We start from the raw sequence: 13,214 nt of genomic DNA, 5'->3' as shown, positions 1-13,214 counted from the left end.
AAATCAAACAGCGTTTGTTTGCGGCTTTTCGATTACCTTTTCATCAAAAAACATGATAAAATTAACTTAATTCAATTAATTTATGAAATTTTTTTGCTTTGCTTAAGGCCGTTTTTCTGAAAGCTTTTTACAAAAATAATTATAAGAGGATGATATTTTGATTGAGATTACCAGACTGGATGGACGGAGTATGCTTGTCAATGAAAATCTGATAGAAACAGTTGAAGCAACTCCCGATACGGTCATAATTTTGGCGAATGGACGTAAGATTATAGTAAGGGAATCACTTACGGAAGTTATGAACAGATGTAATGAGAGAGGGACTATACAGACAGGTGGCCCTTTGGTGTCTGCCGGCGAAGACGTACAGAAGTGCAGAGTTCGTGAAACTGTTCATAACATGGGAATTAAGTGATGTTTGAGTCTATATGTCTTTTGACTTATTAAAATGAAGGGGGAAAACTAAGTGGATATTGCGTCAATACTAGGTGTAGGTCTTTGCCTTGTTTTCATGATTCTGAGTATCGTGCTGGGTGCCGGAATTGGTGGCGTTAAGTACTTTGTGGATGCACCGTCAGCGATGATTACATTCGGTGGTGCGCTCATGGCTGTTTTGGGTTCGAGAACCATGCCTAGCTTTATAAACGGACTCAAGACTTACCCAATGATTTTTAAAGGGACGACTGATGATACCAAAACAGTAATTAAGCAGATCATTGATCTGTCTAATACTGCCCGTAAAGAGGGACTTCTTGCACTTGAAGAAGCTGCCAGCAATATTGAAGACCCCTTTATGAAGAAAGGTGTAGGACTTATTGTCGATGGTACTGAGCCTGAACTTGTTAAGGCAATACTTGAGGCAGAGATAGACGCTATGTCTGAGAGACATAAGGAAAACTACAATATATGGGCTGATATAGCCGGAATGGGACCTTCCTGGGGAATGATCGGAACACTTCTTGGACTGGTTCTTATGCTGCAGAACATGTCAGATCCCTCATCAATCGGACCGTCCATGGCCGTTGCATTGATTACTACGTTCTACGGTTCAGCGCTTGCAAACTGGATTTGCTATCCTGCTGAGAATAAGCTTAAGGCCAGATCTAATGCAGAGTACACTATGAAGAGTATTGTTATTGAAGGACTGCTTTCCATTCAGGCAGGTGAGAACCCCAGAGTTACTGAAGAGAAGCTTAAATCATTCCTGTCACCTGCTAACAGAGCAGCATACGAAGCCGAGAACGGCTCCAGTGATGGCGGAGGAGAATAATGGCTAAGAAACCAGAAGAAATAAAACCGGGTTTGCCTGCGTGGCAGGGTACATTCGGTGATCTTATGAACCTGCTTCTATGCTTCTTCGTTTTGCTTTTCTCTATGGCTACCATGGATGCTCAAAAGTTTGAAGAAGTTGCTTCCTCGTTCAGTTCCGCTTTTGGCATTTTCAGTGGTGGTGAAGCTGCGTTGGGGCAGGGGGCACTTGTAGGTGACGGTATTTCACAGCTTAATCAATTATCCAATTACATTATTTCAATGGGTATTTCACAGTCAGGTTCTCAGAATGAGGAGGTTACCGATACTGAGGGTGAGAATGCCAGTGAAAATGGTGGTGCCGGTATAAATGATGAAGGCGACAGCGCCGGAATCATGCAGGGTGAAGGTGGAATAGGCCAGGGAGCTGAGGGACAAGGTGAAGGAACCGGTTCCGAAGGCGAGCTTGAGAATGCCGGCACAGAAAGTGAATCCGAGAAAACCGGTGCAAATGCGGAGGATACTCAGGAGGCAGCTGAAGCTGAACAGCTTAAGGCTTCCGAAGCACTGGCTGCAGAGATAAGCGAATCACTTGATGCGATGGATATAACAAAACAGGTGGATGTGAACTTTACTAGTCAGTTTGTACAGTTAACATTACAGGGAGCAATCCTTTTTGATACAGGTGATGCCACACTTAAGGAAGGCGCGAATGTTATTCTTGATAAGGTTGGCTCGATTCTTGAGAGATATGCCGGAGGAACAATAGAGATTGAGGGACATACGGATAATGTTCCGATGCACAGATCCTACGGAAAATACTCAAATAATGATGAACTTAGTGATGGAAGAGCTCTTTCGGTATTTTATTATCTTCTGGAAAATACCGACCTTGAACCATCGAAACTTAAACACTCCGGAAGAGGAGAATATGAGCCGGTAGCTGATAACTCCACACCTGAAGGACGTGCTAGAAACAGACGGGTTGAGATTAGAATTTATAATCCGCTCAGTCCGATGTATTGAGGGAGAATAAAATGAAAAAAAATCTGCTTGCAATTATTATTCTGGCTATACTTTTGATCAACACCGGTATGACAGGCTTTATGATGTTCACGGTGATGTCTACGAACAATCAGGCTGTTGCGCTCATCGGTGATATAGCCGCAGCACTTCAGATTGAGGCAAACGGTGGCGAAAACGGCCAGGGCTTTTCCGGTTCTGCATCAGGTAATGTAGACATAGCGAATGTTGATTCTTATTCAATTCCGGATATGACAATTACCCTAAAGGACAGTGGTGACGGAAAATCACATTACATGCTGTGCACAGTTGTTCTTTCAATGGATAAATCAAATCCGGATTATGAGACATATGGTACCGCCGAATCAATTGTTACCTATCAGGATATGATCAAATCAAAGATTACTTCCGTAATAGGTTCATATACACTTGATGAGATCAGACAGCATGAGGAAGATGCGAAAGCAACTATCCTTGAGCAGATTCAGGAGTTGTTCGGATCAAACTTTATTTATGAAGTTAACTTCTCCGGTAATGTTTACCAGTAAAAATGATATATATTTTGGGGATTATGAAAAGAGTTTATTATGTTTGTTTTATGTTTTAAAAGTGAGGTGATCTACGTTTGAGTGAAGTATTATCACAGAATGAGATAGATAATCTACTTGCCGCTCTGAATACCGGTGAACTCGATGTGGATCAGATGTCCGCTGCGGACGAGAAAAAAGTCAAAGATTATGACTTCAAACGACCTGCAAAGTTTTCTAAGGAACATTTAAGAACCCTGGAGATGATCTATGAACATTACGGAAGACTGCTTTCAACAACACTTCCGTTGTATCTAAGAAAAAACGTACAGGTTTCTGTTGCCAACTCTGAAACGGTTACATATTCGGAGTTCAGTAATGCGCTAAGTAACCCTGTAATTTTGGGGATTATAAACTTTCTTCCCTTGCAGGGAACCATTATACTTGAGCTTCAGGCCAATATCGGATTTGCCTTCATAGACAGAATGCTTGGAGGAGAGGGCGTGGGACTTGATAAGACCAGACCCTTTACCGATATTGAGATACCTCTTATCGAGAAGCTCATAACGATCTGCATGCAGCTTATGGTAGAGCCTTGGGAAAACGTACTTGCAATCAACCCGATCATGGAGCGAATAGAGACTAACCCACAGTTCGCACAGGTCATTTCGCCTACTGACATGATAGCGATTGTTACACTTAACATTAAGATCGGTGAGGTTGAAGGCTTGATGAATATATGTCTTCCCTACTTTACGTTGGAGAGTGTCATGGATAAGTTGAATACCAAGTTCTGGTTTTCAACCATGCAGAAACACGATGATGATACCTATGGAGATCATCTTGAGTCTCTTGTCAGACATGTTGATGTGCCTGTTAAGGCAATACTTGGAAGATGTAATGTTTCGGTAAGCGATTTTGTTCAATTGCAAAGAGGGGACATTATCAGACTTGATAATCAGGTAAACAGTGAGTTACAGGTTTATGTCGGTGATATTTACAAATTTACGGCATTACCTGGTACTACAAAAGATAAATATGCCGTCAGAATTACGTCGGTTGTAAGAGAGGAGGAAGAGTAGCAGCATGGATGGAATGCTTTCACAGGAAGAAATAAATGCACTGCTCGCCGGTATGGATACGTCAGGAGGTGGCGATGCCGGTGGCTCAGATGCTCCGGCTGCAGATGCGCCGGCAGATGCGCCCGCCGGGGATGCTCCTTCAGGTGGCGGTGGCGGCTTTGTCGCAGGTGAGATTGATGAGAGTCTTCTGAATGATACGGAAAAGGATGCAATTGGAGAGGTTGCCAATATCAGTATGGGTTCCTCTGCTACAACCCTTTATTCGCTCGTTAACCAGAAGGTTAATATTACTACGCCTCAGGTTGAGCTTGCAAACTGGAATACGGTTCTAAATAATTACGAAAAGCCATGTGTATTTATTCAGATTAAATATACGGTAGGTCTTGAAGGTACAAATATCCTTATCCTTAAGGAACGTGACGTTATGGTTATCACTGACCTTATGATGGGTGGTGATGGTACTAATACGGATGGTGAAGTTGGTGAACTGCAGCTCTCAGCTATTTCAGAAGCAATGAACCAGATGATGGGTGCAGCTGCAACATCGCTGTCAACCATGATTGGCCAGAAGGTAGATATCAGCCCGCCGGAAGCAACGCTTCTCGATATGATAGATGATGACCCGAGTGAGATTTCAGAGTTTCTTACGGGAACCTTCTGCCGTGTAACATTTAAATTGCAGATCGGCGAACTGGTCGATTCTACGCTTATGCAGCTGTATCCGATAGACTTCGCTAAGAGTCTTAAGGATACTATCAGTACCGAAGCTGCAGAAGATGCGGCTTCAACTCCCGCTCCTGCACCGGCACCGGCCGCTGCAGCTTCTGAGATGGGAATGCCGATGCCGGATGCATCAGGTGCTCAGCAGGGAATGCCTGCTATGGATCCTTCCATGATGCAGGGTATGCAACCTCAGATGGGAATGGGTATGGGGATGCCGCAGATGGGTATGGGTATGCCTATGATGGGCATGGGTATGCCTATGATGCAGCCTCAGATGATGGGAGCTAACGTTCAACCCGCTCAGTTCCAGAGTTTTTCTACCGGCAATCCGATGATGGCTGCCGGAGAGAACATCGGACTTATCAAGGACGTTCCGCTTGAGGTTACTGTTGAGCTTGGAAGGACAGCAAAAGCTATTTCCGATATTCTTGACTTTGCACCGGGTACTATCATAGAACTTGAGAAGGTTGCAGGTGAACCGGTTGACGTACTTGTTAACGGAAAATTTGTGGCTAAGGGCGAAGTTGTAGTTATTGAGGAAAGCTTCGGTGTACGTGTTACGGAAATAGTTCAGTAATGGTTGGAAGGACATAATAATGAATGTTTCATCGGTTGCGCAGCTGTTTACTGTTCTGATCTTATTCTTCCTGGTTTTGGCTGCGACCTATTATGTGACAAAGTGGATTGCCAGATATCAAAAACAATCTGCGTTTACTGCAAATATGGAAATTATGGAGACCTGCAGGTTATCTACCAATAAATATATGCAGATAGTAAGAGTTGTTAATAAGTATCTGGTGATCGCTGTTTGCAAGGATACAGTGACTGTTCTTACCGAACTGTCAGAGGATGAATATGAACCTCCGGTTCTGAATAACTCCGGCCCTGTAGAATTCAGTAAAGAATTTGAGAAGGTTCTGGAGAGGTTCAAAAAGAAAAATTAGGTATAAAGTTTTAGGTAAAAGATTCAGGTATGAAAAAATTAAGGGGACTAATTGATACAAAGCTACTGTTAAAGAAAGGCATTTCTTTGTTATGCCTTTCTTTTGTTATGGCTTTTTGCATTTTTTACAGTGGTTCCGTGAATGTATATGCATCGACATCTTATATTGATGACACACATCCCACAGATCCTACGGTTGACAGAGATACACATCTTACCGGAACGGATGGGGACAGAACCAATATTAATGAACCAGGTTCGGCAAAGGATGCGGATGATCTAAAAGAGCTTAATATTGCCAATACGGTAACGGTTACCTATGATAACGGCAATGGAACGATAAACGGAGCGCTGAGAATTCTGATCACTCTGACTTTGATCTCTCTGGCACCGCTTCTTCTTATTATGATGACCTGCTTTACCAGAATCATCATAGTACTGCATTTTACAAGACAGGCAATAGCAACTCAGACGGCACCTCCGAATCAGGTGCTTATGGGATTGGCATTGTTTCTTACATTTTTTATAATGCAGCCCACACTTCAGGAAGTCTATGATACTGCTGTGGTTCCTTTTGATAAGGGTGAGATAGAACAGCAGGAATTTTTTGATAAAGCAATGATACCAATAAGAAACTTTATGTACGGCCAGACACAAACTAAAGACGTAAGGCTGTTCATGGAGATTGATGATATTGAGTGGGATGGGGAACTTGACAGTATTCCCAATGCGGTACTCGTTCCGAGCTTTCTTATAAGCGAACTTCGAACTGCGTTTATAATCGGATTTTTGATATATATTCCATTTATTGTTATAGACATGGTTGTTTCTTCGGTACTTATGAGTATGGGTATGATGATGCTTCCGCCGACGACAATTTCCATGCCGTTTAAGATACTTTTGTTTGTACTTGCGGATGGATGGAATCTGGTAATCGGTAGTCTTGTTAAAACGTTTTATTAGTCGAAGATTTAATTTGGATTTTTTGCAGATGGGAGGTTTGGAGTATGACAGTCGATGACGTAACCGCTATTATGAGTAATGGATTGTATATGGTTATAAAAATTGCGGTACCTGTACTTTTGGTATCACTTATAGTTGGACTTTCAGTTTCTATTTTCCAGACAGTAACTTCTATTCAGGATCAGACGCTGACCTTTGTGCCCAAAATTATTATTACGTTTTTGGCATTGATGCTGCTTGGAAACTGGATGCTTACGGAATTATCAAATTACGTTATTGGTATGTGGTCGGATTTTTCATTATATATTCATTAGCGAGGGATGAAGATTGATTGATTATACCTTCACCTACGGTGACCTGGAGGTGTTTCTGCTGATACTTGTAAGGGTGACAATGTTTGTATATATTGCGCCCTTTTTTAGTATGAGTAATACGCCGCACATGGTCAGAATAGGATTTTCATTTTTATTATCTGTTTTGTTATATGGACTTGTGCCCGTGAAAACGCTTGAGTATGATACAATCCTTGGATTTACCATAATTGTTATTAAGGAGTTTTTTACAGGTCTGCTTATTGGATATGCGGCACAGATCTGCACCACGATATCTACACTTGCAGGTCAGATAGCTGATATGCAGGTAGGACTTTCAATGGTTCAGGTTATGAGCCCCGGATCAAGAGAAATGGTACCTGTTTCTGCTGCGATTTATCAGTATGCATTTATCGGAATGATGCTGGTAAGCGGACTTTACAGATACTTTATTTCAGCACTTGTTGATTCTTTCAGCCTTATTCCTGTTAATGGTGCCATTTTCAATTCGGAGAAACTCTTGGAATCAATGGTCAAATTTTTTAGTGTTTATATGATAATCGGATTCAGAATTTGTCTCCCGATATTTATAGTTACTTTTATGCTGAATGTTATACTTGGCGTTCTTGCAAGAGTTGCACCCCAAATGAACATGTTTGCTGTAGGTATGCAGCTTAAGCTTATTGTCGGACTTTCAATTATGTATATTACCTGCACTCTTTTATATAGTGCGTCGGATTTCATTTTTTCAAACATGAGACAGCTCATGACGGAGTTTATTAATGACCTTATGTGAAAATCAGGAAAAATTTAATAGTACATTTCTGATTGCATACGATCTGCAGTTTTTTGCGGATGGTCCTGGTGGAGAAAAAACCGAGGAACCCACAGCCAAAAAGCTGCAGGATGCGAGAGAAGAAGGACAGGTTGCCAATAGCCGTGAGGTTGGTAATGCTGCGGGACTCCTTGCGCTTTTTTTGCTTATAAGATTTTTATACGGATATATGGGGGACAATTTTTCTCATATGTTCAGATTTGTGTATGGAGAGATTCCTACGCTCATCATCCTTCACGAAGGTAACATGCCTTTTCGTAATATAGAATCGGTTATGTCTCATGCGATACTTGTGATGTTTTTAACGGCACTTCCTTTTATGGCGGCTGCTTTACTTATAGGCCTCGTTTCAAATATTGCGCAGGTCGGATGGAAGATTACAACAAAGCCGCTTATGCCAAAACTTAGTAAGCTCAATCCAATAAGCGGGTTTAAAAAGATTTTTTCATCCAGATCGCTTTTTGAACTGTTCAAGTCACTTGCTAAAATTGCAGTAATAAGCTTTATTGTTTTCAATTATTTTACAGGTGTAAATGCATCTCTTTTCACGCTTTACGATATGCCTCTTAAACAGGCTATCGGACTTATGGGTTCGATGATCGTTGATGTGGGAATAAGAATTGCGGCGGTTTATGTTATCATTGCGGCTGCCGATGTAATCTTCCAGCGAAGGAAATTCAAGAAAGACATGAGAATGACCAAGCAGGAAGTAAAGGATGAGTATAAGAATACAGAAGGAGATCCTCAGATTAAAGGACAGCAGAGAAGGCGTATGATGCAGGCATCGCAGAGACGTATGATGCAGGAACTTCCTCAGGCTGATGTTGTTATCACGAACCCTACCCATTATGCTGTTGCGATTTCCTATGATGCCGAAAAATATGACGCTCCTAAGGTTGTTGCCAAAGGTGAAGGCTATCTGGCACAAAAAATAAAAGATGTTGCAAGAGAAAATAATATAGAAATAGTAGAAAATAAACCATTGGCACGTATGCTTTACGCAAACGTTGATGTGGGCGAATTCGTTCCGCCTGAACTTTATCAGGCTGTAGCCGAAGTGCTTGCTTTTGTATATCATCTCCAGGGCAGGGTGTAATCCTTGTGCCTTATTTTCCTCTTGAATACAAGATATGGTATGCGCTATACTAATAATGTATAAGTATGAAAAGTGGGGAAAGGGGGATATCTATGAATCTTAGCTGGCTTGAGACAATAAGAAAGCGTGCTTTTGATTATGGAGTGGCGCTTTATTTTGTTGCAGCTGTAATGATGCTCATTATCCAAATCCCTACGTGGCTTATGGATATGCTTCTGGCATTCGACATGTCGCTGTCTTTTGTAATACTTTTTACAGCCATGTTTTCAAAGGAAGTACTGGATATGTCATTCTTTCCGACTATCCTGCTGTTCACCACAATTTTCCGTATTGCTCTTAACGTATCATCCACCCGTCTGATTCTGACAGGAGGAGATGCGGGTCAGGTTATAGAGGTGTTCGGATCCTTCGTTGGAGCCGGAGATCTTATTATTGGTGCAATTGTATATGGTATGCTTATTCTCGTGCAGTTCATGGTCATCAACAAAGGTTCCGAGCGTGTTGCTGAAGTATCTGCACGTTTCACATTGGATGCTATGCCCGGTAAGCAGATGGCTATCGATGCAGACCTTAATACCGGTGCGATAACCGATCAGGAAGCTAAGGAGCGCCGTGAGAAGATTCAGAACGAAGCAAGCTTCTTCGGAGCAATGGATGGTGCTACCAAATATGTAAAGGGAGATTCGGTGGCAGGCCTTATTATTACGGTCGTAAATATTGTCGGCGGAATACTTATGGGTGTATTGAGACAGGGAATGCCCGTTACGGATGCTCTTGATAAATATGCGATTCTTACAATGGGTGACGGACTTGTAAGTTCTATCCCTTCCCTTTTGGTATCACTTAGTACAGGTATTCTCGTTACTAAGGGCGGAAAAGAAGCTGATTTCGGACCGGCTCTTATTGGGCAGCTGTTCTCGATGTCAAAGACCTTGTATCTGGTAGGCGGTGTTGTGGCTGCATTGGGACTGCTTACACCACTTCCGAATATTCTTTATATACCTCTTGGCGGACTGATTGCGGGGCTAGGCTTTTTGATGGACAGAGGTTCCAAGATTTCCCAGACGGAAGAAGAGGTTATGGCTGAAGAAGAACAGCAGGCAGAGGAGATCAGACAGCCTGAGAATGTAACGAGTCTTCTTCAGGTTGATCCCATAGAGCTTGAGTTCGGTTATGGAATTATTCCCCTTGCCGATGTTAATCAGGGCGGAGATCTGCTTGACCGTGTTGTTATGATTCGTAGACAGATAGCGCTGGAACTCGGTACGGTTGTTCCTATTATCCGACTTCGTGATAATATCCAGCTAAATCCTAACCAGTATATTATAAAAATAAAGGGTATTCAGGTAAGTGATGGAGAAATTCTGTTTGATCATTATATGGCAATGAATCCCGGAAATGTAGAGGAGGAGATTACAGGTATTCCTACCTTTGAGCCTTCTTTCCATCTGCCGGCTACCTGGATTACGGAGAGCCAGCGCGAACGTGCTGAGTCTCTGGGATATACTGTTGTAGATCCGCCTTCAATTATTGCAACACATCTTACAGAGGTTATTAGGAATCATATCGCAGAACTTCTTACAAGGCAGGATGTTCAGAATCTTGTTAACAATCTTCAGGAGAGCAACCCTGCGCTTGTAGAAGAGCTTACGCCTAAGCTTATGAGCCTTGGTGAGATTGAAAAGGTTTTGCAGAATCTTCTTTCGGAAGGTATTTCCATAAGAGATCTGGTAACAATTTTTGAGACACTTGCAGATTATGCTCCTTCAACTCATGACAGTGACATTTTAACGGAATATGTCAGGCAGAGTCTGAGACGTGCAATCTCAAATAAATATTTTTATCCGGGAGAGACTACAAGTGTTATAACACTTGATCCCAAGATTGAGCAGGAGATAATGCAATCCGTTAAGCAGACAGAAACAGGTGCATATCTGACTTTGGATCCGACGAGGACCAAGGCAATTCTTAAGTCGGTAGGCGAGCAGGCCAAGAAGCTTGAGGATGCAGGTATGATACCGATAATAATGACTTCTCCTATTGTTCGTATGTATTTTAAGAAAATGACAGAAGATTACTACAAGGATTTGATCGTGCTTTCTTACAATGAAGTTGAACCTAATGTTGAGATGCAGTCTGTAGGAATGGTAGCAGCATAATATGATTATTAAAAAGTACACAGGAAAAACTGAATCAGAGGCTACAGAAATTGCTAAGAAGGAGCTGGGCGAGAACATTGTAATAATGAATGTCAGACCGGTTAAGAAAAGCGGATTGTTTGCCATTTTTTCTCCTTCAAAGATTGAGATTACGGTTGCTCTTGAAGATGAGCCTTCAAAAAATATGAGATCCGTAAAGCCTGTAAAGGAGCAGAACAAGACTGCTAAAACTCAGAAGCCTCAGTCAATGGCGGATAAACTTTTGAAAGCGCAGGAGCAGGGAGAAATACCACCTCTCAAGGTTTCACAGGTGCCGACACCTGAACCTAAAATTGCGCCTCCTCCGGGGAGAGAGTTTGCTTTTCAACAGGATGAGAGCAGCGCTATAGAGGAAAAACTTGACAGCCTTCATAATCTTATAGAGAAGAATCTTAAGAACGAAAAAGAAGAAGTAAAAGCCGAAGTTTCCGAATCTGAGAATATTGAGGTCAAAGGAGAAAATACTGTCTCTGATGAGACTTTATCTTTTGTCAGAGTTCTTTATAACACACTTATTGAGAATGAGGTTGATGAAATTTATGCAAATCAGCTGACCGATGAGGTTGAGAAGGTTAGTAAGCCAAACATTCCCATGGAATATGTGTTGGCTAATGTATATCAGAAGATGGTTCTGAAATTCGGCCCTGCAGATAAAATCAGGGAGAGTCAGGACGGGCCTATTGCAGAAATATTTATAGGACCTACAGGAGTCGGTAAGACTACTACAATAGCAAAGCTTGCTTCTGAGCTTTGCATTACAAGAAAAAAGAAGGTTGCGCTTCTTACAGTAGATACCTACAGAATTGCTGCGGCAGAGCAACTTCGTACCTATGCGACGATTATGGATATTCCCTTCAGGGTTATCTATTCAATTGAAGAAATGAAGCAGGCTGCTGAAGATTTTAAGGATTTTGATTATCTCATGGTTGACACTGCAGGGCATAGTCTTCATAACGAAGAACAAAAAGAAACGATGATAGGCTTCATACATGCTCTTGAGGAATGTGTTGAGACGGAGAACTATCTGGTGCTCAGCGCTACTACCAAATACAGGGACCTTATAGAGATAGCTGACGGATATTCTGAGCTTGTCAAATATAAGCTGATCTTTACAAAGATGGATGAGACCAGTTCTGCCGGAAATCTTTATAATATACACATGCACACCGGAGCACCTATGTCTTATATTACAAACGGTCAAAACGTTCCGAGCGATATTGCAGTTTTTGATGCACAGAAAAGCGTAAAAGGGCTTCTTGGTGGAAAATAGTAGAAGAATTTAGGATATTTTGATAGAATAGAAACAGGATTATTTTTTTATGGATCAGGCTGAACAGCTAAGAAAAATTATAAAAGCAGAAAACGCACCACAGAGGCCTCTTGCCAGGATTATCACAGTGACAAGTGGCAAAGGAGGTGTTGGTAAGTCCAATGTATCGATAAACCTGGCAATACAATTCAGGAGGATGGGACAACGAGTTATTATACTTGATGCCGACTTTGGACTTGCAAATATAGAGATAATGTTTGGCACGGTGCCAAAACATAATTTAAGTGACCTGATTTATCAGGGAAAGAATATCAAAGATATCATTACCTGGGGACCGGAGGGAGTAGGCTTTATATCCGGCGGCTCAGGCATTTCAGGTATGTATAACCTGAGCAGGGATTATCTTGTATATATAATAGTAAACCTTGCGGAACTCGATGCGATAGCGGACACAATAATAATAGATACGGGTGCGGGAATATCTGATGCGGTTATGGAATTTTTGGTGGCAAGCGGTGAGATAATACTTGTTACTACACCGGAACCCACTTCGATAACTGATTCATATTCACTACTTAAGGCACTTAATCAACAGTCCCGTTTTTCGAAAGACAACACTAAGATTAAAGTTGTTTCAAACAGGGTTTCCAGTGGCGAGGAGGGTCAGCAACTGTTTAATAAACTGAATGCGGTTGTTGCAAGATATTTAAAGCTACCACTTTCATATCTTGGTGCGATACCTCAGGATCAGATGCTGGCGCGAGGCGTTATGCAACAGTCACCGGTTTCAATACAGTATCCGAACTCTAAGTCTTCGAAGGCGTTTGAGCAGATTGCTGCGGAACTTGTGAATAAGAGCGAAATGGAACAATACAAACCAAGAGGAATGGCTGCATTTTTCTCACATATTATAACAGGGCGTAAACTTAATTCAGAGAGAAATACCGGAGATAAGGCTTCCGGTCAGTAATATAAATTAAAGGTAAGAGGGGTAC

14 protein-coding genes are annotated in these 13,214 nt (G+C 41.8%); all 14 read left to right on the top strand.

Going from position 1 to position 13,214, the window contains the following annotated elements:
* The first annotated feature begins 157 nt into the window (after nucleotides 1-157).
* The 14 genes from BV60_RS0110860 (at nucleotide 158) to BV60_RS0110795 (ending at nucleotide 13,189) form a co-directional block, all read left to right on the top strand.
* Nucleotides 158-415, top strand: a complete 258-nt coding sequence (locus BV60_RS0110860; RefSeq protein ID WP_035777240.1) for a flagellar FlbD family protein — start codon at nucleotides 158-160, stop codon at nucleotides 413-415.
* Nucleotides 416-466: 51 nt separating this feature from the next.
* Entirely contained in the window at nucleotides 467-1,270 is an 804-nt protein-coding gene (locus BV60_RS0110855) for a motility protein A (RefSeq protein WP_029321710.1), read from the top strand.
* Nucleotides 1,270-2,274, top strand: a complete 1,005-nt coding sequence (locus BV60_RS0110850) for a flagellar motor protein MotB (RefSeq protein ID WP_029321708.1) — start codon at nucleotides 1,270-1,272, stop codon at nucleotides 2,272-2,274. The genes BV60_RS0110855 and BV60_RS0110850 overlap by 1 nt, the downstream gene beginning before the upstream one ends.
* A gap of 11 nt (nucleotides 2,275-2,285) precedes the next feature.
* A complete protein-coding gene (locus BV60_RS0110845) occupies nucleotides 2,286-2,819 on the top strand; it encodes a flagellar basal body-associated FliL family protein (protein ID WP_029321707.1) in 534 nt (177 codons plus the stop codon).
* A 77-nt stretch (nucleotides 2,820-2,896) separates the two neighbouring features.
* Nucleotides 2,897-3,880: a flagellar motor switch protein FliM gene (fliM, locus tag BV60_RS0110840; RefSeq protein ID WP_029321705.1), complete on the top strand. Its 984-nt coding sequence runs from the start codon at nucleotides 2,897-2,899 to the stop codon at nucleotides 3,878-3,880.
* Nucleotides 3,881-3,884: 4 nt separating this feature from the next.
* Nucleotides 3,885-5,180 carry a flagellar motor switch phosphatase FliY gene (gene fliY, locus BV60_RS0110835; RefSeq protein ID WP_029321703.1) on the top strand — a complete coding sequence of 432 codons (1,296 nt, stop codon included), beginning with the start codon at nucleotides 3,885-3,887 and terminating at the stop codon, nucleotides 5,178-5,180.
* A gap of 19 nt (nucleotides 5,181-5,199) precedes the next feature.
* Entirely contained in the window at nucleotides 5,200-5,547 is a 348-nt protein-coding gene (locus BV60_RS0110830; protein ID WP_029321702.1) for a flagellar biosynthetic protein FliO, read from the top strand.
* A gap of 29 nt (nucleotides 5,548-5,576) precedes the next feature.
* Nucleotides 5,577-6,509, top strand: a complete 933-nt coding sequence (fliP, locus tag BV60_RS0110825; RefSeq protein WP_051656667.1) for a flagellar type III secretion system pore protein FliP — start codon at nucleotides 5,577-5,579, stop codon at nucleotides 6,507-6,509.
* Between the two features lie 44 nt (nucleotides 6,510-6,553).
* Nucleotides 6,554-6,823 (top strand): flagellar biosynthesis protein FliQ, encoded by a 270-nt coding sequence (fliQ, locus tag BV60_RS0110820; protein WP_029321698.1) that lies wholly within the window; start codon nucleotides 6,554-6,556, stop codon nucleotides 6,821-6,823.
* 49 nt (nucleotides 6,824-6,872) lie between these two features.
* A complete protein-coding gene (locus BV60_RS0110815) occupies nucleotides 6,873-7,616 on the top strand; it encodes a flagellar biosynthetic protein FliR (protein WP_242841017.1) in 744 nt (247 codons plus the stop codon).
* The gene (gene flhB / locus BV60_RS0110810) at nucleotides 7,603-8,751 is read left to right on the top strand and encodes a flagellar biosynthesis protein FlhB (RefSeq protein ID WP_035777237.1); all 1,149 of its coding nucleotides are present in this window, start codon (nucleotides 7,603-7,605) and stop codon (nucleotides 8,749-8,751) included. The genes BV60_RS0110815 and flhB overlap by 14 nt, the downstream gene beginning before the upstream one ends.
* A gap of 92 nt (nucleotides 8,752-8,843) precedes the next feature.
* Nucleotides 8,844-10,910: a flagellar biosynthesis protein FlhA gene (flhA, locus tag BV60_RS0110805; RefSeq protein WP_029321692.1), complete on the top strand. Its 2,067-nt coding sequence runs from the start codon at nucleotides 8,844-8,846 to the stop codon at nucleotides 10,908-10,910.
* Nucleotide 10,911: 1 nt separating this feature from the next.
* Nucleotides 10,912-12,219 (top strand): flagellar biosynthesis protein FlhF, encoded by a 1,308-nt coding sequence (flhF, locus tag BV60_RS0110800; protein ID WP_029321689.1) that lies wholly within the window; start codon nucleotides 10,912-10,914, stop codon nucleotides 12,217-12,219.
* Nucleotides 12,220-12,268: 49 nt separating this feature from the next.
* The gene (locus BV60_RS0110795; RefSeq protein ID WP_051656666.1) at nucleotides 12,269-13,189 is read left to right on the top strand and encodes a MinD/ParA family protein; all 921 of its coding nucleotides are present in this window, start codon (nucleotides 12,269-12,271) and stop codon (nucleotides 13,187-13,189) included.
* The last annotated feature ends 25 nt before the right edge of the window (nucleotides 13,190-13,214 follow it).

Source organism: Butyrivibrio sp. AE3004 (assembly GCF_000703165.1).
Taxonomy (GTDB): Bacteria; Bacillota; Clostridia; order Lachnospirales; family Lachnospiraceae; genus Butyrivibrio.
This window is presented reverse-complemented; position numbering and strand designations above follow the sequence as displayed.

What these genes read in the sequence shown, in the direction of transcription:
- flhA (WP_029321692.1), top strand. Translation starts at nt 8,844, where the DNA reads ATGAATCTTAGCTGGCTTGAGACAATAAGAAAGCGTGCTTTTGATTAT.
- fliP (WP_051656667.1), top strand. Translation starts at nt 5,577, where the DNA reads ATGAAAAAATTAAGGGGACTAATTGATACAAAGCTACTGTTAAAGAAA.
- flhF (WP_029321689.1), top strand. Translation starts at nt 10,912, where the DNA reads ATGATTATTAAAAAGTACACAGGAAAAACTGAATCAGAGGCTACAGAA.
- BV60_RS0110845 (WP_029321707.1), top strand. Translation starts at nt 2,286, where the DNA reads ATGAAAAAAAATCTGCTTGCAATTATTATTCTGGCTATACTTTTGATC.
- fliQ (WP_029321698.1), top strand. Translation starts at nt 6,554, where the DNA reads ATGACAGTCGATGACGTAACCGCTATTATGAGTAATGGATTGTATATG.
- flhB (WP_035777237.1), top strand. Translation starts at nt 7,603, where the DNA reads ATGACCTTATGTGAAAATCAGGAAAAATTTAATAGTACATTTCTGATT.
- BV60_RS0110830 (WP_029321702.1), top strand. Translation starts at nt 5,200, where the DNA reads ATGAATGTTTCATCGGTTGCGCAGCTGTTTACTGTTCTGATCTTATTC.
- BV60_RS0110850 (WP_029321708.1), top strand. Translation starts at nt 1,270, where the DNA reads ATGGCTAAGAAACCAGAAGAAATAAAACCGGGTTTGCCTGCGTGGCAG.
- fliY (WP_029321703.1), top strand. Translation starts at nt 3,885, where the DNA reads ATGGATGGAATGCTTTCACAGGAAGAAATAAATGCACTGCTCGCCGGT.
- BV60_RS0110795 (WP_051656666.1), top strand. Translation starts at nt 12,269, where the DNA reads ATGGATCAGGCTGAACAGCTAAGAAAAATTATAAAAGCAGAAAACGCA.